The organism is Streptomyces sp. NBC_00354 (genome assembly GCF_036106915.1).
GTDB lineage: Bacteria > Actinomycetota > Actinomycetes > Streptomycetales > Streptomycetaceae > Streptomyces.
In genome coordinates, this window is record NZ_CP107984.1 from 123,686 (window position 1) to 149,898 (window position 26,213).

General features: G+C 71.2%; 7 protein-coding genes. All 7 read right to left on the bottom strand.

The window, feature by feature from the left end:
• Window positions 1–31 precede the first annotated feature (31 nt).
• Complete coding sequence (locus tag OHT74_RS41430) at window positions 32–3,850, bottom strand: non-ribosomal peptide synthetase (protein ID WP_328623573.1); 3,819 nt, start codon at window positions 3,848–3,850, stop codon at window positions 32–34.
• A gap of 257 nt (window positions 3,851–4,107) precedes the next feature.
• A complete protein-coding gene (locus OHT74_RS41435) occupies window positions 4,108–4,830 on the bottom strand; it encodes an ABC transporter permease (protein WP_422070982.1) in 723 nt (240 codons plus the stop codon).
• Between the two features lie 35 nt (window positions 4,831–4,865).
• Window positions 4,866–5,819, bottom strand: coding sequence for an ATP-binding cassette domain-containing protein (locus OHT74_RS41440; RefSeq protein WP_328623574.1), 954 nt, complete (start codon window positions 5,817–5,819; stop codon window positions 4,866–4,868).
• Between the two features lie 113 nt (window positions 5,820–5,932).
• Entirely contained in the window at window positions 5,933–6,652 is a 720-nt protein-coding gene (locus tag OHT74_RS41445; RefSeq protein ID WP_328623575.1) for a thioesterase II family protein, read from the bottom strand.
• An 81-nt stretch (window positions 6,653–6,733) separates the two neighbouring features.
• The gene (locus OHT74_RS41450; RefSeq protein ID WP_328623576.1) at window positions 6,734–10,630 is read right to left on the bottom strand and encodes a non-ribosomal peptide synthetase; all 3,897 of its coding nucleotides are present in this window, start codon (window positions 10,628–10,630) and stop codon (window positions 6,734–6,736) included.
• Window positions 10,630–18,411, bottom strand: coding sequence for a non-ribosomal peptide synthetase (locus tag OHT74_RS41455; RefSeq protein ID WP_328623577.1), 7,782 nt, complete (start codon window positions 18,409–18,411; stop codon window positions 10,630–10,632). The genes OHT74_RS41450 and OHT74_RS41455 overlap by 1 nt, the downstream gene beginning before the upstream one ends.
• Window positions 18,412–18,421: 10 nt before the next feature.
• Window positions 18,422–26,179, bottom strand: a complete 7,758-nt coding sequence (locus OHT74_RS41460) for a non-ribosomal peptide synthetase (RefSeq protein ID WP_328623578.1) — start codon at window positions 26,177–26,179, stop codon at window positions 18,422–18,424.
• Between the last annotated feature and the right edge of the window lie 34 nt (window positions 26,180–26,213).

Below are 26,213 nucleotides of genomic sequence, written 5' to 3' on the forward strand. Positions count from 1 at the left end.
CCGGCGGCCGCCGTCGGTCATTGCGCGCCGGTCACCCCGCCAGCTTGCGGTTGATGACCTCGAAGACCTCTGCCACGGATGCGGGCATGTTCATCTCGTGGTGCGTGGCGTGTACGTCGTGCACCTCGATGGAACCGGTGACGTACGGCCGCCACAGGTGCGCGTACTGCTCGTCCTGGAGCGTCGCGCTGAAGAACAGCACGTCACCCCGGTAGACCGGCGACTCGAAATCCATCATGAGGTTCGAGTTGTTGGCCAGGACCTTGGACATGGTGTCCAGGAACTCCTGCCGGTTGTCGGTGCCGATGTACTGGCCGAAGAAGTCCTCGAGCTCCGACCGGTATTCCGCCAGGGTCTTGTTGGCGTGGATCTCCGTCCACCCGTGCCCCCCGGGCTGGGAGTCCAGGATGGCCACGAGCGAGATCTCGTGCCCGAGCCGGTCCAGCGCATCCGCGACGGCCTGTACGACGGTGCCGCCGTAGGACCAGCCGACCAGGTGGAAGGGCCCCTCCGGCTGGATCTTCAGCATCTCGGCGACGTAGTCGTCGACCATCTCCGCCACGGATCCCACCAGCGAGTCCACACCGTCGGAGCCGCGGGACTGCAGGGCGTACGCCTTCCGGTCCTGCACGTGCGGCGCGAAGCTGAAGTACGCCCAGCCCAGCCCGCCTCCCCCGTGGAAGAACCACATGGGCTCCTTGCCCGTGCCGGGATCGCTGTTCAGCGGCAGCACGACCGCGAACGGGTCGTCGTTGTCCATGGGACTGCCGATGAGCACCAGCGAGGCCAGCTCGGCCACCGTGGGGAACTTGATGATCGTCCTGATGGGGATCTCGACGTCGAACTCCTTGCGGATGCGGACGCTGAGCCGGGTGGCCAGCAGCGAGTGCCCGCCGTGCGTGAAGAAGTTGTCGTGGATGCCGACCTTCTCCCGGCCCAGCAGCTCGCCGAAGAGGGCGCACAGCTTCGCTTCGTGGGCGTCGCGCGGCTCCTGGCCGGCCACGGTGGCCGTGTGCTCCGCGGGCAGCGCGCGCCGGTCGAGCTTCCCGTTCGGGGTCAGCGGAATCTCCGGCAGCGGGATCACCGCGGAAGGCACCATGTAGTCCGGCAGGCGCCCGCGCAGGTGCTCGGACAGCTCGGCGAGCAGCGGATCGGCCGACTCGTCGGCCTGGACACCGGAATCGGCCGCCGGCACCACGTAGCCGACGATGCGCTTGTCGCCCTCGCGGTCCTCGCGCACCACGACCACCGCCTGCGCCACACCGGGGTGGCGGGCCAGCGCGTTCTCGATCTCGCCCAGCTCGATCCGGAAACCCCGGACCTTCACCTGGTGGTCGGTTCGCGCGATGTACTCCAGCCGGCCGTCCCTGTCCCACCGCACCAGGTCCCCGGTGCGGTACATCCGCGCACCGGCGGGGCCGAACGGACAGGCCACGAACCGCTCCGCGGTCAGCTCCGGCCGGCCCTGGTACCCGCGGGCCACCCCGTCACCGGCGATGTACAGATCGCCCTGCACCCCGCGCGGAACCGGTCGCATCCGCGAGTCGAGCACGTACACCTGGGTGTTGCCGATCGGCGTCCCGATCGACGGCGCACCCGCCCCCGCCTTCACGGGCGCCATGGTCGACCACGTCGTCGTCTCGGTCGGGCCGTACCAGTTGCCCACTTCGGCGGCCTGCTCCGCCAGCGTATCGGCCAGCCGGGCCGGCACGGCCTCCGCGCCGGTGATGATCCGCAGGCCCTGCGCGGCGTTCGGCTCGTGCGTCAGCAGCATCTGCCAGAAAGCGGGCGTGGCCTGCACCACGGTGACCCCGTGGCGGCGTATCAGCGCCATCACGGCGGACGGATCGGTGACGGTGTCCTTCGTCGCCATGACCATGGTCGCGCCGGATACGAACGGGAGGTACAGCTCGGTGTTCGCCATGTCGAACGAGACCGTCGTGCTGAACAGCATCCGGTCCGCCGGCGACAGCGGGAACCGCCGCTGCGTCGAGGCGATGAAGTTCGCGAGCGCGCCGCGCGGGACCGCGACCCCCTTCGGGGTGCCCGTCGAGCCCGACGTGTAGATCACGTACTGGGTGTTGTCCGGACGGACGAACACCTCGGGTGCCGCATCCGGATACTGCGAGCAGTCCGCGCCGGCCAGCGTGTCGGCATCGAGCACGAGTACCGGGTCCACCTGCTCGAGGATGAAGTCGATCCGGGAGCGCGGGTGGTCCGGGTCAAGGGGAACGTAGGCTCCGCCGGCCTTCAGCACCGCCAGCAGCGCCACCATCAGATTCACGGTCCGGGGCAGGCAGACGGCGACGAGCGATTCGGCCCGCACGCCGCGGTCGGCCAGCCAGTGCGCCAGCCTGTTGGACCGCGTGTCCAGCTCCCGGTAGGTGAGCGATTCGTCCTCGCCGATGACGGCGAGTGCCTGGGGTCTCTCCTCGGCTTGTCTTCGCACGGCGTCCACCAGGCCCTGCTCCAGGGTCGGCTCGGCGGTGTCGTTGGCCTCTACCAGCAGCCGCTCCCGCTCACCCGCGATCAGCACGTCGATGTCCCCGACGCACACGCCCGGGTCGGCGACCAGCTGCTCCAGAATGCGCGCGAAGCGGGCGGCCACGGCCTCGACCGTGTCCCGGTCGAACAGCTGGGTCACGTACTGGATGTCGCCCCGCAGCGCCCCCGACTCGTCCAGGGCCATGCTGAAGAACAGGTCGACCATGGCCTTCGAGGTGAGGGCCTGTACGAACTCCACGTCGAGCCCGGGGAACTCGAGGACCGGCTTCTCGAAGTTCTGCCAGCCGCACATCACCTGGAACAGCGGCCGGTACGCCGTGGAGCGGTCGGGGTTGATCGCCTCGACCAGCACGTCGAACGGCACGTCCTGGTGCTCGTAGGCCGCCAGCGCCTTGTTCCGCACCTGCGCGAGCACGTCGGTGAACGACGGGTTCCCGGCGAGGTCCACGCGCAGGACCAGGTTGTTGACGAAGCACCCGATCAGATCGGCCAGCGCTTCGTCGGTCCGCCCGGCGATCGGGGTGCCGACCGGTATGTCGTCCCCGCCGCCGAGCTTGCTCAGCAGTACCGCCAGCGCAGCGTGCATGACCATCGACATGGTCGTTCCGCGCTCGGCGGCCAGCTTCTCCAGCCCGGCCGCCACCTCCGGGTCCACGCCGAAGGCGACCGTGTCGCCGTGCGTCGTCGCTTCGACGGACCGCGGGCGGTCCAGCGGCAGGTCCAGCGGCTGCGGCACCCCGTCCAGCTCGTCGCGCCAGTATTCGATCTGCGCCGCGCCGAGGCTGTCCGGGTCGTCCAGTTCGCCGAGCACCTCGCGCTGCCACATCGTGTAGTGCTGGTACTGGACGGGCAGCGGCTCCCACTGCGGCGCCCCGCCGTCCTTGCGGGCGGCGTAGGCGGCGGCCAGGTCCCGTGCCAGCGGTGCGCCCGAGCTGCCGTCCGTCGCGATGTGGTGGATGACCAGGACCAGGACGTGCTCCTCGGGCGAGCAGCGCAGCAGGTGCGCCCGGAACGGGATTTCGACCGCCAGGTCGAACCCGTGCGCGACGGCCTCGTCGATCGCGCCGGCCACGCCCTCGGACGCCACCTCGACCACCGACAGCCGCGTCTGCTCCGACGCCTGCGCCATCGGCAGGATCCGCTGGTGGGGCTCGCCCTCGTCGTCGGTCGCGTACGTGGTGCGCAGGATCTCGTGCCGGTCGACCACATCACTGATCGCCGCGGCGAGGGCGCCCTGGTCCAGGGGGCCGGTCAGCCGCAGCGCCGAGGGCATGTTCCAGGTCTCCCCGCCCTCCAGTTGGTGCATGTACCAGTAGCGGCGTTGTGCGAATGACAGCGGAACCATTGCTTCACTCCTTGAGGATCGACTGGCCCAGGCCTCAGGGGACGCGGAGCAGCCATTCCTCCGCCCACGCAGCCACCTGTGGCAGGTCGAAGAACGTGCGGGTTCATCGCTCCCCGGCCCGGCGAAGGCGCAGCCGATCAGCCGGGTGGGGAGCGGAAAGTGCCCGCATGGTGCGAAACATGAAGCCGCCTCGGCGACGCGCGGTCAGCCGAGGCGGCCCGGGAGGGGACGCTGACCAGCTTCTGAGCTGGTCGGGGTCACGCTCTCTTCTTGAACGTGGAGACCGCCCACACGTAGCCGAGGACGGCGATCCCGACGCACCAGGCGACGGCCGCGATCGCGTCGCCGCTCGAGGGGTTGCCCGCGAGCAGCCCGCGCAGCGTCTCGATGATCGGGGTGAAGGGCTGGTACTCGGCGAACTGCCGAACGCCGACCCCCATCGTTTCCGCCGGCACGAACGCGCTGCTGAGGAACGGCAGCATGATGAGCGGCACGGCGCCCAGGCCCGCAGACTCCGCGGTCTTCGCGGCCAGCCCCATGGCGACCGTGAGCCAGCCGGCCGCGATGCTGAGCAGCACAATGATGCCGACCACGCCGAGCCAGTCGACGGCGCTCGCCTTGGGGTCGAACCCCATCAGGAAGGCCACGCCGATGATCGCCGCGCAGCCCACCAGGGCGCGCACGGCGGTGATGACGACGTGTCCGGTCAGCATGGCGCCGCGGGAGACGTCCATGACCTTGAACCGGTTGATGATGCCCTTGGTCATGTCGGAGTTCACGGCCGTCGCGGTGGCCCCCAGGCCGTAGCTGATGGCCATGACGAGCAGACCCGGCGTCGCGTAGTCGATGTAGTCGTCGCCGACGCTGAACGCGCCGCCGAACACCTTGACGAACATCAGCATGATCACGATGGGGAACAGGACCGCGTTGAACATCGTGATGGGGTTGCGCACGTTGTGCTTGATGTTGCGGCGCAACATGATCGAGGAATCGGCCAACGGCGTCGAAGCAGTGCTCACTGTGCGATCGCCTCCTTGCTCAGGTGCTCGGTACGCGTGGGGTCGGTCAGGGCGAGGAAGACGTCGTCGAGGTCCGGTCGCTGCACCGAGAACTCCTGGGCGTCGAGCGAGTGCGCGTCGAGCTGGTCCAGCAGGACCCGCAGCGACCTCGTCTCACCGTCGCTGGCCACCCGCAGGGTCAGCTCCTCGTCGTCCCGCACGGACCCGGTCAGGAGGCGCGCCGCCGCGTCGAGTTCGTAGAGGTCGGCGAACCGGAACCTGATGTGGGTGCCGGGAATCTGGCGCTTGAGCTCCTCGGGGGTGCCCTGGGCGACCAGGCGGCCCCCGTTGAGCACCGCGATCTGGTCGGCGAGCTGGTCGGCTTCCTCGAGGTACTGGGTGGTGAGGAAGATGGTGGTGCCCTCGGCCACGAGCTCGCGGACGATCCCCCACATCGTGCGCCGGCTGCGCGGGTCGAGACCCGTCGTCGGCTCGTCGAGGAAGATGATCTCCGGGTTGCCGACCAGCGTCATCGCCAGGTCGAGCTTGCGGCGCATACCGCCGGAGTAGGTCGACGACAGCTTGTCCGCCGACTCCACCAGGTCGAAGCGCTCCAGCAGCTGCGTGACCACCTTGTCGCCGCCCCGCACCCGCTTCAGGTCCGTCATCAGCTGCAGGTTCTCGCGGCCCGACAGCAGATCGTCCACCGCGGCGAACTGACCGGTCACGCCGATGGCCGCGCGCGCCTGCTTAGTCGCGGTGGCCACGTCGTGCCCGGCGACGCGCACCGTACCCGCGTCGGCCTTCATCAGCGTCGTGAGGACGTTGACCGTCGTCGTCTTGCCGGCCCCGTTCGGGCCGAGCAGGGAGAAGATCGATCCTGCGGCGACATCGAAATCGATGCCGTCGAGGACGACCTTGTCGCCATATGCCTTGCGCAGCCCTGAAACTGCAATCGCTGAACTTCTCATTCCTCCACTTTCCTCTCCGGGCCTGTCACGCACCTGTCACCTCCCTGACACGGCGTTCGACAAGACCGCCCGGGCCAGAGGACCGCTCATTCCCTTCGCAAACCGATCCCGCCCTAACGACCGCGGGCGGACTCCGCCTCGATCACGTCCAGCACCTCACGGCCGAGATCGACCAGATACATGTGATCGCCCGGGAACTCCACATAGCTGAATTCGGCGGTGGTGGACGCCTGCCACTGCCGGGCCTCTTCCGCAGTGACCAGTCCGTCCGAGGCGCCCCGCAGCGAGCAGATCGGGACCGACACGAGTTCGTCGGTGCTCGGGACATAGTTCTCGTGCATCTCGCAGTCGGCCTGTAGCACCGGGAGAATCAGTTCGCGCATCTCCGGGTGGTCGAGGGCCTCGTGCCGGAACCCCGCGAACTCCTCGACCCTGGCGAGGAACTCCTCGTCCGGGAGCCCGGTGGCCCGCCGCTCGCGCTGGGTCCACGGTCCGGGCGAACCGCTGACGATCAGCCGCTCGACCTGCACGCCGCGCGCGCTCAGCAGGTGCACCAGCTCGTACGCGAGCACCGCGCCCAGGCTGTGCCCGAACAGCACGACCCGGGCCCCTTCACCGAGGTCCGCGACGATGTCGTCGATCGAGCCCTTGGCCGCCTCGACGACGTTCCGGTACGGCTCCTCCAGGATCTTCCGCTCACGGCCCGGCAGCTCGACCGAGGTGATGCGCCACCGGTCGGCGGCCGGCTCCCGCCACGGGTGGAAGAACGAAGCACCTGCTCCCGCGAACGGCACGCACAGCAGCGTTGCCTGGTCCCCGTGTTCCGCGGACATGCCGGGCTCTGTCACCCCGACCAACCCCAATCATCCATACGATCGTTTTTCGAACAGTTCCGGGACATGGATGTCCGGTCGCTACGCCAGCTTGCTGCTGACGACCTCGAAGAATTCGGCCACGGGCGCGGGCATGTGCATTTCGTGGTGCGTGGCGTGCATTTCGTGCACCTCGAGGGAACCGCCGACGTACGGGCGCCACAGGTGCGCGTACGACTTCTCCTCGAGCGTCGCGTTGAAATACAGCACGTCGCCGCGGTAGACCGGCGATTCGAAATCCATCATGCGGTTCGTGTTGTTGGCCATGACCTTCGACATGGTGTCGAGGAAGCCCTGCCGGTTGCCCATCCGGATGTACTGGCTGAAGTCGTCCTCGAGCTCCGCCCGGTAGTCCGAGGACTCCTTGCCGGCGTGTACCTCCGTGAACCCGTGTCCACCCGGCTGGGCGTCCAGGATGGCCACGAGGGAGACCTCGTGCCCGAGCCGGTCGAGCGCGTCCGCGACGGCCTGCACGATGGTGCCGCCGTAGGACCAGCCGATCAGGTAGAACGGCCCGTCCGACTGGATCTTCAGCATCTGCGTGACGTAGTCGTCGATCATCTCCTGCACGGAGCCCGCCGGCGTGTCCACGCCGTCGGAGCCGCGGGACTGCAGGGCGTAGGCCGGCCGGTCCTGCAGGTGCAGCACGAAGCTGTAGTAAGCCCAGCCCAGCCCGCCGCCGCCGTGGAAGAACCACACCGGCGCCTTGCCCGTACCGGGATCGGTGTTCAGGGGCAGCACGACCCCGAACGAGTCGGCGTCGTCCGCGGGAACACCGCCGGCGAGCATCAGCGCGGCCAGCTCGGCCACCGTCGGATACTTGATGACGGTCCTGATGGGAATGTCGATGTCGAACTCGTTGCGGATGCGGACGCTGAGCCGGGTGGCCAGCAGCGAGTGCCCGCCGAGCGCGAAGAAGCCGTCGTCGATGCCGACCTTCTCCAGGCCGAGCAGCTCGCTGTAGAGGGCGCACAGCTTCTGCTCGAAGGCGTTGCGCGGCTCCCGGCTGACCACGGTGTTCGTGTCCTCCGAGGGCAGTGCCCGCCGGTCGAGCTTGCCGTTCGAGGTCAGTGGGATCTCCGAAAGCGGAATCACCACGGAGGGCACCATGTAGTCCGGGAGGCGCTCGCGCATGTACTCGGACAGCTCGGCGAGCAGCGCACCGGTCGACGCGTCGTCGGACTCGGGCACCACATAGCCCACGATGCGCTTGTCGTCCTCGTGGTTCTCGCGCACCACGATCACCGCCTGCGCCACGTCCGGATGCCCGGCCAGCACGTTCTCGATCTCGCCCAGCTCGATCCGGAAGCCCCGGATCTTCACCTGGGTGTCGGCCCGGCCCACGTACTCCAGCTGACCGTTCCGGCTCCAGCGGACCAGGTCGCCGGAGCGGTACATCCGCTCGCCCGGCACGCCGAAGGGGCACGCGACGAACCGTCCCGCGGTCAGGTCCGGCCGGCCGTGGTACCCGCGGGCCAGGCCGTAGCCCGCCACGTACAGCTCCCCGGTCACGCCGGTGGGCGCCGGCAGGAGGTTCGCGTCCAGGACGTAGGCGCGCAGGCCCGGGATGGCCGGGCCGATCACGCTGGCGCGGAAGCGGGCGGCGGAGTTCTCGTCGAGGTCGATGCGGGTGACGTGCACCGTGGTCTCGGTGATGCCGTACATGTTCACCAGCACCGGCGCATCGTCGGCGTGGCGCCGGTACCAGTCCGCGAGGCGGTTCAGGTCGAGGGCCTCGCCGCCGAACACCACGTACCGCAGCGCCAGGTCCTGGCCGGGGGCATCCGCGTCGGCCTGGACGAGTTGGTAGAAGGCCGAGGGCGTCTGGTTGAGGACGGTGACCCGCTCGCGGGCGAGCAGCTGGAGGAAGTCGCCCGGGGAGCGGGAGACGTCGTAGGGGACCACGACCAGGCGTCCGCCGTGCAGCAGCGGCCCCCACAGCTCCCACACCGAGAAGTCGAAGGCGTAGGAGTGGAAGAGGGTCCACACGTCGTCCGCGCCGAAGGCGAAGTCCTCGGCGGCGCTGAAGAGCCCGACCACGTTGCTGTGCGGGATCAGCACGCCCTTGGGGCGGCCGGTCGACCCGGAGGTGTAGATCACGTAGGCCGGGTGCTCGGGGCGCAGGGCCGTGCGGCGCTCGGCGTCGGTGAGGTCGGCGGCCGTCTCCTCGGCGAAGGCCCCGGCCCGGTCGAGGTGGACCAGCGGGAGGTCCTGGTCCAGCCCCTGCGCGGCAGCGTTCGAACTGGTGGTGACCAGCAGGACCGGCTGGGCGTCCTGGACCATGTACGCGATGCGGTCGGCCGGGGAGTCGGGGTCGATCGGCAGATAGGCACCGCCCGCCTTGAGCACAGCGAGCAGCGCGACGACCAGCTCGGCCGAGCGCTCCAGGCAGACTCCGACCAGGGACTCGGGGCCGACGCCCTGGGCGACGAGGTGCCGCGCGAGCCGGTTGGCCCGGGCGTTGACCTCGCCGTAGGTGAGCGTGTCACCCTCGTGGGAGACCGCGACCTCGTCCGCCCGCTGCGCCGCCTGGCGTTCGAACAGCTCGACCAGGGTGGCCTCGGGGATGTCATTGCCGGCGGGGTTCACGTCCCGTACCAGCCGCACCCGCTCGGCCGCGCTCAGCACGTCGACGTCGCCGACGCGCACGCTCGGATCGGCGGCCAGCTGCTCCAGCACCCGGACGAGCCGGGCGGCGATCACCTCGGCCGACGCGCGGTCGAACAGCTGGGTCGCGTACTGGAGGTCGCCCCGCAGCGCGCCCGACTCGTCCGCGGTCAGGCTGAAGAACAGGTCGACCATGGCGGTCGACGGGATGGCCTGCTCGAACTTCACGTCGAGTCCGGGGATCCCGAGGTCCGGCTTCTGGTAGCTCTGCCAGGCGAACATCACCTGGAACAGCGGCTGGTAGGAGGCGGAGCGCTCGGGGTTGATGGCCTCGACGAGCAGGTCGAACGGGACGTCCTGGTACTCGTAGGCCGTCAGCGCCTTGTCCCGCACCTGGGCGAGCAGCTCGGTGAAGGTCGGGTTGCCGGAGAGGTCCGCCCGCAGCACCTGGGTGTTGACGAAGAACCCGATCAGATCGGCCAGCGCCTCGTCGGTCCGCCCGGCGATCGGGGAGCCGATCGTCAGATCGTCCCCGCCGCCGAGCTTGCGCAGCAGCACCGCCAGCGCGCCCTGCAGGACCATCGACATGGACGCACCGCGCTCGTCGGCCAGCTTCTGCAGCCCGGCCGCCACCTCCGCGTTCACGGAGAGGCCGATCGTCTCGCCGTGCGAGTTGGCCTCCGCGGGCCGCGGGCGGTCCGTCGGCAGGCTCAGCGGCTGCGGCACGCCGTCCAGCTGCTTGCGCCAGTACTCGACCTGCTGCGCGGCGAGGCTCCCCGGGTCGGACACCTCGCCGAGCACCTCGCGCTGCCACTGCGCGTACTCCTTGTACTGCACGGGCAGCGGCTCCCACTGCGGCGCCTGGCCGTCCTGGCGGGCGGCGTAGGCGGCGATCAGGTCCCGCATCATCGGCGCGCTCGAGCTGCCGTCCGAGGCGATGTGGTGGACGACCATGACGAGGACGCGCTCCTGGGGGGAGCAGCGCAGCAGGTGCGCCCGGAAGGGCAGTTCGCCCTCCAGGTCGAACCCGTGCGAGACGGCCTCGTCGATCGCGCGGGACATGTCCTCGGGCGCCACGTCGGCCACCTGCACCTGGGGCGAGGCCTCCGCCACCGTCAGGATCCGCGAGTAGGGCTCGCCGTCTTCGTCCGTCGCGTACGTGGTGCGCAGGATCTCGTGCCGCTCGACCACGTCGCGGATCGCCGCGACGAGGGCGTCCTGGTCCAGGGATCCGGTCAGCCGGAACGCCGCCGAGATGTTGTAGGTCGCCGCCCCCCGCTCCAGCTGGTGCAGGAGCCACATACGACGTTGTGCGAATGACAGCGGAATCATTACTTCACATCCTTAACGATCATCTGGCGCAAGCTGGGGCGACGGGGAGCGGCCGACTCCTCCGACCAGGTGGCGAGCGCGGCCACCGACGGCAGGTCGAAGATCTTCCGGATCGGTATCTCGATCCCCATCTCGGCGCGGGCGCGGCTGATCAGCCGAGTCGCGAGCAGCGAGTGCCCGCCGAGCTCGAAGAAGCCGTCGTCGATGCCGACCCGGTCCACACCGAGCACCTCGGCGAACAGCTTGGCCAGGGTCTCCTCGCGGGAGGTTCGAGGCGCTCTGTAGGCGGCGCCGTTGTACTCCGGTTCGGGCAGCGCTGCCCGGTCCAGCTTGCCGTTCGGGGCGAGCGGCAGCCGGTCGAGGAGCATGAAGGCGGCCGGCACCATGAAGTCCGGCAGCCGCTCCGAGACGAAGCCGTGCAGCTCCTTCGTCGACGGGCCGGAGCCGTCGCCGGTCTTCGTGCCGTCGCCGGTGACGGCGGGCACCACATACGCGACCAGCTGCTTGCTTGAGCTGCCGACGCGCCCCTCGCAGGCGATGACGACGGCCTGCGCGACCCCGGGGTGCGCGGTGACCGCGGCCTCGACCTCGCCGGGCTCGACGCGGAAGCCGCGCACCTTGACCTGCGCGTCTCCGCGGCCCGCGTACTCCAGCCGGCCGTCGGCGTTCCAGCGCGCCAGGTCACCGGTGCGGTACATGCGCGAGCCGGACGGGCCGAACGGGTCGGCGACGAAGCGCTCTGCGGTCAGTTCGGCGCGGCCGTGGTAGCCGCGGCCCACGCTTCCGCCGACGTACAGCTCGCCGACGGCGCCGGGCGGCAGCGGGGTCAGGCCGGGGCCGAGGACGTAGGCCCGCATGTTGCCGAGCGGGGTGCCGACGGGCGTGCTGCCCGCCCCGGCCTGCATGTCGCCGTCGACGGCGAAGGTGGTGGCGTAGAACGACTCGCTCTGCCCGTAGGCGTTGACGACCCGTACGCCCGGGAAGGCCTTGCGCGTCTTCTCGACGAGCGACGCGGGCAGGGCCTCGCCGGCGAAGACGACCGTCTCCACGCTGGTGCGGCCGGAGATCTCGTCGACGAGTTCGGCGAAGGCGGACGGCACGGTGGAGATGACGCTGCCGCTCCAGCCCCCCTCCCGCTCGCCCAGGACCAGGACGTCCCGGACCACTTCGACGACGCCGCCGCAGGCGAGGGTCGTGAAGATCTCGAACGCCGAGACGTCGAAGTTGACCGACGTGCCCGCGAGGAGCCGCTTGCCGGGCTCCATGCCCACGCGGGAGGCGAGCCGCAGCACGCCGTTGACCACGTTGGCGTGGGTGATGGCGACGCCCTTGGGCTTGCCCGTGGAGCCGGAGGTGTACATGACGTAGGCCAGCTGGTCCGCATGGCGGGGCAGTTCGAGGCCCGTGTCGTCCCCGGACAGGTCGAGCGTGTCGAGGAAGACGTCCGGGGCGTCGTGCTCCGGCAGCACCGCGACCGTCGTGGAGTCCGTCAGGACCAGGCGCGGCCGCGCCTCCTCGAGGATGGCCTCGAGGCGGTGGCTGGGGTACTTGGGGTCGACCGGCAGGTACGCGCCGCCCGCCTTCAGGACCGCGAGCAGTGCGACCACCAGGTCGGCCGACCGCGGCAGCGACACCGCGACCACCGACTCCGGGCCCACCCCGCGTCCGGCCAGTTCGCGCGCCAGGCGGTTGGCCCGGGCGTCCACCTCGCGGTACGTGAGCGACTCGCCCTCGGCGACCACGGCGACCTCGTCCGGGGTCCGCGCCGCCTGTGCCTCGACGAGCTCGTTCACCGTGACGTCCGGAGTGGGGACGGCCGTGTCGTTGAACTCGGTGAGCAGCCGGTCGCGTTCGGCCGGATCCAGGATGTCGACCTCGGCGACCTTCAGGTCGGGGCCGGCCGCCAGCTGCCGCAGGATCCGCACGAGGCGGGCCGCCAGCACCTCCACGGCGTCCTGCTCGAAGACGCCCTGCGTGTACTGGAGGATGAAGTGGAGGTGCGGGTCGAGCGCCGCCATCAGGGTCAGCGGATAGTTGGTGCCCGTGGCCGCGCGCAGGCCCGTGAAGGCGATCCCGTCCGCGGCGTCGGAGGCGGCGCCGATGGCTTCCTCGTCGACCGGGTACGACTCGAAGACGACCAGCGTGTCGAAGAGGGACTTCAGGCCGACGGACTGCTGGATCTCCGTGAGCCCGTGGTAGTGGTGGTCCAGGAGCCGGGCCTGCCGGCTCTGCAGCCGGGTGAGGACCTCGGCGAGGGTGTCGCCGGGCCCGTACTCGACGCGTACGGGAAGGGTGTTGATGAACATCCCGACGATCGAGTCGACGTCCGTCACCTCGGGCGGGCGCCCGGAGACGGTGGCGCCGAGCACCACGTCCCGGCGGCCGGTGAGCTGGCCGAGCAGCAGCCCCCAGGCACCCTGGACCAGGGTGTTGACGGTGACGCCCAGCTCGGTGGCGCGTCGGCCCAGGGCGCGGGCCTCGTCCTCGGGGAGCGTGATGTCGACCTGGCCGACGCCCTCGCCCCCGCCTTCGCCTTCGGAGCCGGGAGCGAGCAGGGTCGGCTCCTCGACGCCTTCCAGCTCGGCCGCCCACACCCGGGTGGTCTCCTCCTGGTCCTGGCGGGCGCGCCAGGACAGGAACTCGCCGAAGTCGCGGGTCGCGGGCAGACCGGCCGGGTCGCCGTGGGACGCGTAGAGCAGCAGCAGGTCCCGCATGAGCAGGGGCATGGACCAGCCGTCGATGAGCACGTGGTGGGCGGTCATCACGAGCTCGGCGCGGCCGGGCTCGAGGACGACGAGCGCCACGCGGATCAGCGGCGGGGTGGTCACGTCGAAGTGGGCGCCCCGGTCGCCGGCGAGGAACGCCTCGAACTGCTCGGTCCGTTCCGCCTCGTCGAGGGCGGTCAGGTCGAGGTGCTGCCACGGCAGCGGCACCGTCTCCGGCACCACCTGCACCACGTCGCCGTCCGCCCGGTTGACGAACGCCGCGCGGAGGCTGGGGTGGCGCGCCAGCAGGGCCTGCGCAGCCCGGTGCATCCGCTCCGGGTCGACGTCGCCGGACAGGTGGAACACCAGCTGCATGTGGTAGGCGTCGAACTCGGCGCCGGACAGCATCGTGTGGAACAGCATCCCGGACTGCACCGGGGTCGTCGGCCAGATCCGGCAGAGCTTGCCGAACTGCCCCTCCCAGGTGTCGATCTCCCGCTGGCCCACCTCGACCAGGGGCGCGTCGCTCGGGGTCAGGCCGCCGGCCTCGGGGGTGGCGGCGTGCCGCGCGAGGGCGGTCAGCGCCTGGACCCACAGGCCGGCCAGCTCGGTGACCTCGTCGCGGGTGAGCACACCGGTCGGGAAACCGAAGTAGGCGGTCAGCTCGTCACCGGCGGCCACGGCGTTGATCTCCAGCGCCGACAGCACCGGCATGTCCGCGTCGGGCGCGGCGATGAGGTCCTGGTGCGTGGTGTCCGGTGCCCAGCCGAGGCCCCGCAGCTCCTCGGGGATGTCCGCGCTGGACGCCCGGCCCAGGTAGTTGAAGCCGATCCGCGGCTCCCGCCGTCCGGCGAGCGCGGCGGCGGTCTCCGTGTTCAGGTGGCGCAGCAGGCCGTAGCCCATGCCGTTGTCCGGCACGGCGCGCAGCTGTTCCTTGACGGCCTTGACCGCCCGGCCGGCGGCGGGGCCGCCGGCGAACGCGTCCGTCAGGTCGATGCCCGCGAGGTCCAGCTTCACCGGATACATGGCGGTGAACCAGCCGATCGTGCCGGACAGGTCGGCACCGGGCACGAGGTGGTCCTCGCGGCCGTGGCCTTCGAGCCGGACCAGCGTCGAGTCCCCGGACACGCCGCGCGTCCGGCGCCACTGCGCCAGCGCCAGCGCCAGGCCGGTCAGCAGCCCGTCGTCGACGCCGCCGCGGAACACCGCGGGCAGCGTGTCGAGCAGGGTCGCGGTGACGTCGGCCGGCACCTGGATGCGTACGGTGTCCACGGTGGCCGTGACATCGCGCGCCGGGTCCACGTCCCGGGCGCCGAGCACGGGCTCCTCGCCGCTGAGCATCTCCTGCCACACGGGCAGTTCCGCCACCCGCTCCGGGGTGGCCGCCTCGTCGGCCAGGGCGTGCATCCACCGGCGCAGCGAGGTGCTCTCCGGGGCCGCTTCCGGGGCGAGGCCCTCGCGGATCCGCTTCCACGCGGCGGCCAGGTCCGGCACCAGGATGCGCCAGGACACGCCGTCGACGACCAGGTGGTGCAGCACGATCAGCAGGCGGTCCGCCTCCGTGTCGGAGGTGAGCCACACGAACCGGGCCATGACGCCCGCGTCCGGGTCGAGCCGGTCCGCGGCAGCGTCCAGCTCGGCCTGTACGTCGGCGTCGGCGTAGCGGACCTCGTGCACCAGCGCGCCGGCGTCCACGCTGCCGACGGGCTCCATGCGCAGGCCCGGCTCCGCCCGGTCGAGGCGGGAGCGCAGCACGTCGTGCCGGTCCAGCACGGCCTGGAGCGTGGCGAGCAGGCCCTTGCGGTCGATGTCCGCGGGCAGGGTGAGCAGCGCGGACATGCAGAACCGGCCGCTTCCGCCGCCCAGGCCGAGCACGTGCGCGCCCGTCGGGGGCAGCGGGGCCCAGCCCACGCCGCCGCCCGGCAGCTCGGCCAGGACGACCCGCTCCTCTTCCTCCCGGCCCTCGACCAGTTCCGCGAGCCGGGCGACCGTGCGCTGCTCGAAGATCTCCCGTGTGCTGACCACGACGCCTCGCGTCTTGGCCCGCGCGACGACCTGGATGGAACGGATGCTGTCGCCGCCGCTGGTGAAGAAGTCGTCGTCGACGCCCACCTGCTCGGTGCCGAGCACGTCCGCGTACACCTCGGCCAGGACCCGCTCGGCCTCGCTGCGCGGCGCCCGGTACTCGGTGCGGGCGAACTCCGGCTCGGGCAGCGCGGCCCGGTCCAGCTTTCCGTTCGCGTTCAGCGGCAGCCGGTCCAGCACCACGATCAGCGCGGGCACCATGTAGTCCGGCAGCCTCTTGGCCACGAACCGCTGCAGGTCCGCGCCGGAGACACCGGCGGCCGGGGCGGCTTCGCCGTCGGCGGCGCCCGCCGGCGCCACGTAGCCGACGAGCCGCGCGGTGCCGGTGTGGTCCTTGCAGACCGTGACCACGGCCTGGCCGATCGCGGGGTGCTGGGCGAGGGCCGTCTCGATCTCGGTCGGCTCGACACGGATGCCGTTGACCTTCACCTGGCTGTCGGCGCGGCCCGCGTACTTCAGCCGGCCGTTCTCGTCCCACTGGGCCAGGTCACCGGTGCGGTACATGCGCGCGCCGGCGGGGCCGAAGGGGCATGCGACGAACCGCTCCGCGGTGATGGCGCCGTTGCCGTGGTAGCCGCGGGCGATCGGACCGCCGACGTACAGTTCGCCGATCACGCCGGGCGCGACCGGGGTGAGCTCCGGCCCCAGCACGTAGGTGCGCATGTTGGCCAGGGGCGCTCCGACCGGTTCCGCACCGGTCTCGGCCGACTGCTGCGGGAGCGTGTACGTGGCGGCGTAGAAGCTTTCCGTCTGTCCGTAGGCGTTGACGACACGGACGTCGGGCAGAGCGCGGCGCACCTTGCGGACCAGGTCGGCCGACAGGGCTTCGCCCGCGAAGATGACGGTGTCCACCTCGAGTTCGAGGCTGTCCGGGGCATCGGTGATCTGGTCGAGCAGCGCGGAGAACACCGCGGGCACGGCGCTGATGGTGGTGCCGGACCAGCTGCCGCGCTCGGCAAGTTCGAGAACGTCGCGGACGACCTCGACGCTCGCACCGGCGGTCAGCGCGGTGAAGATCTCGAACACGGAGACGTCGAAGTTCACCGAGGTCGCGGCGAGCATCCGGGAGCCCGCTTCGACCTGCACGGTCCGGCGCAGGTCCTGCACACCGTTGACCACGCTGCCATGGGTGATGGCGACGCCCTTCGGCGTCCCGGTCGACCCCGACGTGAACATCACGTAGGCCAGGTTGTCCGGCCCGATACGGACGTCCGGGGCCTCGACGGCCCGGCCGTCGAGGCTCAGGTCGTTGAGGTGGAGCACGGGCTGCCGGCACTTGGACACGGTCGGCGCCGTCTGATAATCGGTCAGCACCAGTGCGGGGTCGGCCGTGTCGAGCAGGAGGTCGACTCGCGCGGCCGGGTAGTTGGGGTCGATCGGCAGGTAGGCACCGCCGGCCTTGAGCACGGCGAGGAGCGCGACCACCAGGTCCGCGGACCGCGGCAGTGCCACGGCGACCAGCACGTCCGGCCCGACACCGCGGTCCCGCAGGACCGCAGCGAGCCGGTTGGCGCGGGTGTCCAGGTCCCGGTACGACAACGTGGTCGGTCCGGACACCACTGCGGTCGCATCCGGCGTCCGCGCCGTCTGAGCGGCGACGAGCTCCGGCACCGTCGTGCCGCGCACCGGTTCCGTCGTCTCGTTCAGCTTGGTCAGCCAGTTGCGTTCGGCGTCGGTGAGCACGTCCACCCCGCCGAGCCGCGTCCCGGAGTCGGCGACCACCTGGCGCAGCACGCGCACGTAGCGGTCGACGAGGCTCTCGGCCGTGGCGTGGTCGAACAGCTCGGTCGCGTACTCCAGCCGCCCGTACGCGCCCCCGGCCGGGGCCGGGACGATGTTGAAGAACAGCTCGAACTTCGCGGTGCCGGTGCCGGCCGGGACGGGGGTGATGCGCAGACCCGGGGTCTCGATCTGCGACCACTCGAACTGCCAGGCCAGCATGACCTGGAACAGCGGCTGGTAGGCGGTGGTGCGGTCCGGGCTCAGCAGCTCCACCAGGCGCTCGAACGGAACGTCCTGGTTGTCGTACGCGGCGAGGGCCCGGTCGCGGACCTGGTCCAGCAGGTCGCCGAACGAGGGATTCTGCGACAGGTCGACGCGCAGCACCCAGGTGTTGGCGAAGAAGCCGATCAGGTCGTCGAGCTGCTCGTCGGCGCGCCCCTCGATCGGGCTGCCGATGGTCAGGTCGTTGCCGGCGCCGAGGTGGTGCAGGAGCACCGCGAGCACGGCCTGGGCGACCATGGGCGCGGTGGCGCCGTGCGCCCCGGCGAGCTTGCCGACTCCTGCGAGGAGTTCCGGTTCCAGCTCGAAGTCGACGTGGCCGCCGCGGTGGTCGGCCGCCGTCGGCCGCGGCCGGTCCAGCGGGAGCTGGACCGGCTGAGGGACCCCGGCCAGTTCGGTGCGCCAGTAGTCCAGCTGCGCCGCGGCGACGCTGTCCGGGTCCTCCTCGTCGCCGAGGACCTCGCGCTGCCACAGCGTGTAGTCCTTGTACTGGATCGGAAGAGGAGTCCACTGCGGCGCGCCGCCCTGCCGGCGGGCGGAGTACGCCGACAGCAGGTCCCGCATGAAGGGCGCCATCGACGCCCCGTCCGCGGCGATGTGGTGGATCACGAACACCACCACGTGCTCCTGCGGGGAGATCCGCAGCACGGTGGTCCGCAGGGGGAGTTCCGTGTCGAGGTCGAAGCCCTCGCACGCGGCCTCGGCGGCCGCGGCCTCCGAGGCGTCCGCGGCCACGTCGACCACCCGGAACTGGAGGGCGGCCTCCTGCGCGGGCACGATCCGCTGCTCCGGGGTGCCGTCCGCGTTCTCGGCGATCAGGGTGCGCAGGCTCTCGTGCCTGGTGACGACGTCCGTCACCGCCGCGGCCAGGGCCGCCGTGTCCAGCGGCCCGTCCAGGCGCAGCACGAACGGGATGTTGTAGGTCGCGGACGGGCCTTCCAGACGGTGGAGGAACCACAGCCGACGCTGTGCGAAGGACAACGGGATCATCGACGTACTCCTACACGTTCATCGGGCGAAGCTGGGGGCGGTTCGACGTGCCCGTCTTCTCGAGCCGGGCCGCCAGCTCGGCGACGGTCGGACTGCGGAACACGGTGGTGACCTTCACGTCGACCTTGAGCTCGTTGCGGATGCGGCCGGTCAGCCGGGTGGCGAGCAGCGAGTGCCCGCCGTGGTCGAAGAAGTCGGCGTCGATGCCGACCTCCTGCAGACCCAGCAGTTCGGCGAACAGCCGGCAGAGGACTTCCTCGTTGTGGTTGCGAGGCCCTCGTCCGGTCACGGCGGCTTCCGTGTGGTCCGGTGCGGGGAGCGCCTTGCGGTCGAGCTTCCCGCTCGGTGTGGTGGGGAAGGCCGCGAGCGGCACGATCGCCGAGGGGACCATGTACTCCGGCAGGTTCTCCCGGGCCAGGTCCGTCAGGGCCGTGAGGTCCAGCTGGGCCTCCGCCTTGCCGGTCACCACGTACGCGACCAGCCTCTGGTCACCGGGGCGGTCCTCGCGGACCAGGGCCACCGCGCCGTCGACGTCCGGGTGCTTGGCCAGCGCCGTCTCGATCTCGCCGAGCTCGATGCGGAAGCCGCGGAGCTTGACCTGGAAGTCGGACCGGCCGATGTACTCGACCTGGCCGTCCTGGTTCCACCGCACGACGTCGCCGGTGCGGTACATCCGGGTTCCCGGCTCGCCGAAGGGGCAGGCGACGAACCGGTTCGCGGTCAGCTCCGTCTGTCCCAGGTAGCCCCGGGCGAGCCCGGTGCCGGCCAGGTACAGCTCGCCGGTGACCCCCGGCGCGACCGGACGGAGCGCCTCGTCCAGCACGTACACCTGGGTGTTCCACACCGGTGCGCCGATCGGCACCCGGTCGGCACCCGGCACGTGCTGGTACGCCGTGACCTCGACGGACGCCTCGGTGGGCCCGTAGAGGTTGTGCACACCGCAGCCCGGCAGCACCTCGACGACCCGGTTGGCCAGCGCGGGCGGGAACGCCTCGCCGGCGACCTCGATCCAGCGCAGGCTGGTGCACTCCTTGGCCGAGGGCTCGTTGACGAACGCCTCCAGCAGGGAGGGCACGAAGTCCGCTCCGGTGACCCGCTCCCGCTGGATCAGGTCCGCGAGGTAGGCCGGGTCCCGGCGCCCGTCGGGACGCGCGATCACGACCGCGGCGCCGACCTGGAGCGGCGCGAAGATCTCCGGCACCGAGACGTCGAAGCTGGCCGTCGTGCTCAGCAGCACCCGGTCCTCGACGCCGACGCCGAAGTGCGCCAGACCCCACTTGAGCCGGTTCAGGATCGCCCGGTGGGCCACCTGCACGCCCTTGGGACGGCCGGTGGAGCCGGAGGTGTAGATGACGTACGCGGCGTTGTCCGGCGACAGTGCGCGCTCCGGGTTCGTCTCCGGGTAACCGGAGACGTCCGGAAGGTCTGCGCCGAGCACCAGCAGCGGCTTCGCGCTGTCCAGCACGCGCCCCACCCGGTCCTCGGGCAGCTCGGTGTCGATCGGCAGGTAGGCCGCACCGGCCTTCACCACCGCGTAGATCGCCACCATCAGGTCCACCGAGCGGGGGATCTTCACGGCGACGAGCTGCTCGGCGCCGGCACCCTGCTCGACCAGCCAGTGCGCCAGCCGGTTCGCGCGCCGGTTGAACTCGCCGTAGGTCAGGGTCTCCTGCTCGCCGATCAGCGCCACACCGTCAGGGGTGCGCTCCACCTGAGCCTCGAACGCGCCCGGCAGAGTGTCCGCCGCCACCGGATGTGCCGTGTCATTGATCCCCTTGACGAGCCAGTCCCGCTCCTGTGCCGACAGCACCTCCATGGCGCCGACCGGCTTCTTCGGGTCCTCGAGCACCTGCTCCAGCACCCGGACGAGCCGGGCGGCGATCTCCTCGGCCGCGTCGCGCTCGAAGAGGTTGGTCTGGTAGTCGAGGGAGAGCCGCAGGTACGGGTCGGAGGAGTTGAGGGTGAGCGGGTAGTGCGAGCCGGCGAACGGCCGGATCGCGTCGATCGTGAAACCTGCCGAGTCGTTCGCCTCGACGATGCCCTCGCGGTCGATCGGGTAGTTCTCGAACACGACGATCGTGTCGAACAGGGCGGGCAGTCCGACGCCGCGCTGGATGTCGGCCAGGCCGTAGTAGTGGTGGTCGAGCAGTGAGATCTGCCGGTCCTGCAGGTCGGCGATGACCTCGCCGACGGTCTGGTCCGGCCGGCAGCGCACCCTGGTCGGCAGGGTGTTGATGAACAGGCCGACCATCTCGTCCGAACCGACCAGGTCCGCCGGGCGGCCGTTGACGGCCGCGCCGAACACGACGTCGCTCCCGCCGGTCAGCTTCGAGAGCAGGACGGCCCACGCGCCCTGGAGCAGCGTGTTCAGCGTGACGCCGAGTTCCGCGGCGCGCCGGGCGAGTTCCCGGCCCTTGTCGATGGACAGCGGGACCTCGACGCGGCCGAGGCGGGAGGCCTCGCCCTTCTCGGGAAGGTCCGCGGCCAGGAGGGTCGGCTGGTCGAATTCGGCGAGCTCGTCCTTCCACCGGGCGGCCGATGCGTCCCGGTCCTGCTTGGACAGCCAGCCCAGGTAGTCGCCGTAGCTCCGGACCGGGGCGAGCTCCTCGGTGCCGCCGTACAGCCGGACCAGGTCCTTGATCACCAGCGGCGACGACCACCCGTCGAACAGGGTGTGGTGCGCCGTGATGATGAGCTTCGCCTTCTGCGGCCCGCAGGTGAGCAGGCCCAGGCGGATCAGCGGCGGCCGGGTGGGGTCGAGCTGGTCGGCCCGGTCGTCGGCGAGGGCCTTGTCGACCGCCGCTTCCTGCCCGGCCTCGTCGAGACCGGTCAGGTCGATGTGCCGCCAGGGGATGGCGACGTGCTCCGCCACGACCTGGACCGGATCGCCGTCGGCTCCGGCCACGAACGCGGAGCGCAGGTTCGGGTACCGCTGGAGGAGCGCCTGCCCGGCCGCCCGCATGCGCTCCGGGTCCACGTGCCCGGTCAGGTGCAGCAGGAACTGCATGTGGTAGACGTCGAAGGTGCCGTCGGCGAGCGCGGCCTGGAACTGGATGCCGGACTGGCCCGGGGCCTGCGGCCACACCTGGACCAGCTTGCCGTAGCGCTCCTCCCACTCGTCGATCTCGTCCTGCTTCACCGAGACCAGCGGGGCGTCCGAGGGCGTGAGCCCGCCGGTCTGCGGGCGTGCGGCGTGCGCGGCCATGCCGTGCAGCACCTCGACCCACAGCTCGGCCAGTTCGGCGGTCCGCTCGCGGGACAGCACCCCGGTGGGGAACATGAAGACGGCCTGGAGCCGGGCGCCGTCGGCGGTGTCCGTGACGACCGAGTTGACCTCCAGCGCGGACAGCGCGGGCAGGTCCGGGTCGGGCATCGGGATCAGCTGGGCGGACCAGTCCGCCGGCACCCAGCCTTCGGCTCGCAGGTGCTCGGGCACGTCGGCGTCGGAGATCCGGCCGAGGTAGTTGAAGCCGATCTGCGGCGCCGCGTAGTCCTCGAGCTGCGGGGCGGTCTCCGGGTTCAGCCAGCGCAGGAGACCGTAGCCCAGTCCCTTGTCCGGAACACCGCGCAGCTGCTCCTTGACCAGCTTGATCGCCTTGCCGGCGGCGGAGCCGCCCGCGAGCACGTCGGCCAGGTCCACGCCCTGCACGTCGACCCGGGCCGGGTACATGCTGGTGAACCATCCGACGGTCCGGGAGAGGTCCGCGCCGGGGACGACGTCCTCCTCGCGGCCGTGTCCTTCCAGGCGGACCAGGGTCGAACGGTCGTCACCGCGCCAGCGGTTCACCGCGAGGGCGAGCGCGGCGAGCAGCACGTCGGTGCCGGTGCCCTTGAACGCGGCGGGAAGCTTGGTCAGCACCGCCTCGGTGACCTCGGCGGGCAGCTGCACGCGCACGGTGTCGAGGGTGGACATGATGTCCACGGCCGGGTCGAACGCCCGCTCGCCCAGTGGGAGGTTGGACGACTCGAGCATGTCGCGCCAGTAGTCCAGTTCCTCTTCCCGCTCCGGGGAGAGGGCCTCGGACTCCAGCGCCGCCGCCCAGCGGCGGGCCGACGTGCCGACCTCGGGCAGCTCGGCCGCCTTGCCGGTCTTGACCTGCTGCCACGCCTCGGCGAAGTCCGACATGAGGATGCGCCAGGAGACGCCGTCCACCACCAGGTGGTGCAGCACCACGAGCAGCCTGCCCGCACCCGAGTCCGCGGCGAACCAGACGAAGTCGGCCATGGTCCCGGCTTCCGGGTCGAGCCGGCCGGCCGCGGCGTCCACCTCCGCCTTCGCCGCCTCCAGCGCGGCGGGGTCGTCCCACCCGCCGGCCACGGGCACGCGGCGGATCAGCTCCGCCGCCCGTACGGTTCCCTGCGGACGTACGACGAGGGAGGGCTCGCCGCCGCGCACCAGCTGCGCGCGCAGGAGGTCGTGCCGGTCGAGCACGGCGTCCAGCGTCGCGGCCAGGCCGCTCTCGTCGATGCCCGTGGGCAGCTCGAGCACGATCGACATGGCGAAACGGTTGATCCCGCCGCCGTGCTCGAACACGTGCTGCGCCACCGGCTGCAGCGCCAGTTCGCCGACGCCGCCGCCTTCGAGCTCCGCGAGCACCGGCACCTGGTCCTTGCGGTCGGAGGCCACCTCGGCCAGCCGCTCCGCGGTGCGGCACTCGAAGATCTCCCGCGTGGTCAGGTTCAGGCCCCGGGCCCGTGCGCGGGCCACGACCTGGATCGAGCGCAGGCTGTCGCCGCCCACGGCGAAGAAGTCGTCGTCGATGCCGACCCGGTCCACGCCGAGCACGTCCGCGTACGCGGCGGTGATGATCTTCTCGGCCTCGGTGCGCGGCTCGCGGTAGGCCTCGCCCAGGAACTCCGGCTCGGGCAGCGCCGAGCGGTCCAGCTTGCCGGTCGGGCCGAGCGGCAGCTGGCTGACGGCCACGAAGGCCGACGGCACCATGTAGTCGGGCAGCCGCGCCGCGACGAACTTGCGCAGCTCGGCGGACGAGGCTCCGGCCTGCACGTCCACGTCGCCGATACCGCCGGCGCCGTCGTCACCGACGGCCCCCTCGCCGGTGTGCACCACGTAGGCGACGAGCCGCCGGCCGTCCGAGCCCACCTCGCGGCTGATCACCACGGCCTCGCTGATACCGGGGTGCTGCGTGATCGCCGCTTCCACCTCGGCGGTCTCGATGCGGAAGCCGCGCACCTTCACCTGGCCGTCACCGCGGCCGACGCACTCCAGCTCACCGCGTGCGTTCCAGCGGGCCAGGTCGCCCGTGCGGTACATCCGCTCGCCGGCGGCGAACGGGTTCGCCACGAAGCGCTCGGCGGTCAGGCCCGGGCGGTCGTGGTAGCCGCGGCCGAGGCAGGTGCCGACCACGTACAGCTCACCGATCACGCCCTGCGGCACCGGGGCGAGGCCCGGGCCCAGCACGTAGGCACGCATGTTCCCGAGCGGGGTGCCGATGGGCGCGACGTCGCTCTGCGCCCACTCCTCGGCCGCCGCGAGGGAGAAGGTGGTGGCGTAGAAGCTCTCGCTCTGCCCGTAGGAGTTCACGATCTGTACGTCGGGCAGGGCCTCGCGGACCTGGTGCACCAGTCGGGCCGGGAGCACGTCGCCCGCGAACACGATCGTGCGCACGTCGGTCGCCTTGCCCAGGTGCCCGACGAGTTCGCCGAGCACCGAGGGGACACCGCTGATGACGTGGCCGTCCCAGCTGTCCCGCTCGGCGAGCGCCAGCGCGTTCGGCACGACCTCGGCGGTGCCGCCGGTGGACAGGGTGGTCAGCAGCTCGAAGACCGAGACGTCGAAGTTCACCGAGGTGCCGGCGAGCATCTTCCAGCCGGTCGGCGCGTCGATGACGCGCACCAGCTCCTGGACGCCGTTGACGACGCTGCGGTGAGTGATCGCCGCGCCCTTGGGCTTGCCCGTGGAGCCGGAGGTGTACATCACGTACGCCAGGTTGTCCGGGCCGAGCGGCGAGATGCGGCCGGTGTTGTCCAGCGGCCCCCGGGGCGCGTCCCATTCGGCGCGGAGGTCGAGGTTGATGCTCGACATGTCGTTCTGCGGCAGGTCCTGCGCCGTCGCGGTGTCGGTGACCGCGAAACGCGGGCGCGCCTCGGACAGCACGGTCTCCGCGCGTCCGGCGAGGTACTGCGGGTCCATCGGCACGTAGCCGGCACCGGACTTGAGGATGCCGAGCAGGCCGACGACGAGGTCTTCGGTGCGCGGCAGCGCCAGGACCACCAGGTCCTCCGGACCGGCACCGCGCCGGACCAGCTCCCACGCGACGGCGTTCGCCCGGTCGTCGAGCTCCCGGTAGGTCAGCGTCCGGCCGTCGCACAGGATCGCCGGGGCGTCCGGCGTCCTGGCCGCCTGGCTCTCGAACAGCTCGGGGACGGTCAGCTCGGACGCCGCCGTGGCGTTGTCGTTGAACTGGACGAGCAGAAGGTCCCGCTCGGCCGCCTCGAGCACGTCGATGCCGCCGATGGCGCGCTCCGAGTCGGCCACGAGCTCGCCCAGCACGCGCACGAACCGGTCCGCGAGGCGCTCGACCGTCGCCCGGTCGAACAGGTCGGTGACGTACTCCAGACGGACTCCGGCCCCGCCGGCGCCGTCCGGGATCATGTTGAAGAACAGGTCGAACTTGGCCGTTCCGGTCTCGAGCGTCTCGGACTCGACACCGAGGCCGGCGAACTCCAGGTCCCCCAGGGGCTCCTGCCAGGCGAGCATCACCTGGAAGAACGGGTGGTAGGCGGTGGACCGGTCGGGGTTGAGCAGCTCCACCAGGCGCTCGAACGGCATGTCCTGGTTGTCGTACGCGGCAAGGGCCCGGTCCCGCACCCGCTGGAGCAGCTGGAGGAAGGTCGGGTTCCCGGAGAGGTCGACGCGCAGCACCCAGGTGTTGACGAAGAACCCGACGAGGTCCCGCAGCTCCTCGTCGGTGCGGCCGGCGATCGGCGCGCCGAGGGGTACGTCGTCACCGCAGCCGAGGTGGTGCAGGAGCACCGCCAGCGCCGACTGCATGACCATGGACACCGTGGTGTCCTGTTCCGCGGCCACCTTCTCCACGGCGCGCAGCAGGTCGGCCTCGATCGGGAACTTGACCAGGTCGCCGCGGGGGCTCGTGATCTTGGGGCGCGGGCGGTCCGTCGGCAGGGCCAGGGGCTGCGCCATGTCGGCCAGGGCCTCGCGCCAGTACTCCAGCTGCCGGGCCGCCAGGCTGTCCGGGTCGGACTCGTCGCCGAGCATGTCCTGCTGCCACAGCGTGTAGTCCGCGTACTGCACCGGGAGCGGCTCCCACACGGGGGCGTCGCCCTCCTTGCGGGCCGAGTACGCCGTGGTGAGATCGCGGAGCAGCGGCCCGAGGGACTCCCCGTCCAGGGCGATGTGGTGCACCACGAGGACCAGGGTGTGGTCGAGCGGGCCGGTCCGCACCAGCGTGGCGCGGATCGGCACGTCGGTGGCCAGGTCGAAGGTCTCGACGGCAGCCGCGTCGACCGCCGCCGCCCGCTTCTCCTCCGCGGCCTCGACGACCGGCAGTTCGAAGGGCTTGTGGCCGGACGCCAGCACCTCCTGGTGCGGGATGCCGTCGTCGCCCTCGACGATCACCGTGCGGAGGACTTCGTGCCGGTCGATGACATCGCGGAGCGCCGTCTCCAGCGCACCCACGTTCAGCTCACCGGTCAGCCGCAGGGCGAAAGCGCCGTTGTAGGTCGGCGAAGGGCCTTCGAACCGGTCCACGAACCACAGCCGACGCTGCGCGAACGACAACGGGATCATTGTTTCTCCAAATCGGCGGAACCAGGGAGCAAGT

Bases quoted from the DNA above. Each gene is read 5' to 3' on its own strand.
- OHT74_RS41460 (WP_328623578.1), bottom strand. From the start codon at position 26,179: ATGATCCCGTTGTCGTTCGCGCAGCGTCGGCTGTGGTTCGTGGACCGG.
- OHT74_RS41435 (WP_422070982.1), bottom strand. From the start codon at position 4,830: ATGTTGCGCCGCAACATCAAGCACAACGTGCGCAACCCCATCACGATG.
- OHT74_RS41455 (WP_328623577.1), bottom strand. From the start codon at position 18,411: ATGATCCCGTTGTCCTTCGCACAGCGTCGGCTGTGGTTCCTCCACCGT.
- OHT74_RS41445 (WP_328623575.1), bottom strand. From the start codon at position 6,652: ATGTCCGCGGAACACGGGGACCAGGCAACGCTGCTGTGCGTGCCGTTC.
- OHT74_RS41450 (WP_328623576.1), bottom strand. From the start codon at position 10,630: ATGATTCCGCTGTCATTCGCACAACGTCGTATGTGGCTCCTGCACCAG.
- OHT74_RS41430 (WP_328623573.1), bottom strand. From the start codon at position 3,850: ATGGTTCCGCTGTCATTCGCACAACGCCGCTACTGGTACATGCACCAA.
- OHT74_RS41440 (WP_328623574.1), bottom strand. From the start codon at position 5,819: ATGAGAAGTTCAGCGATTGCAGTTTCAGGGCTGCGCAAGGCATATGGC.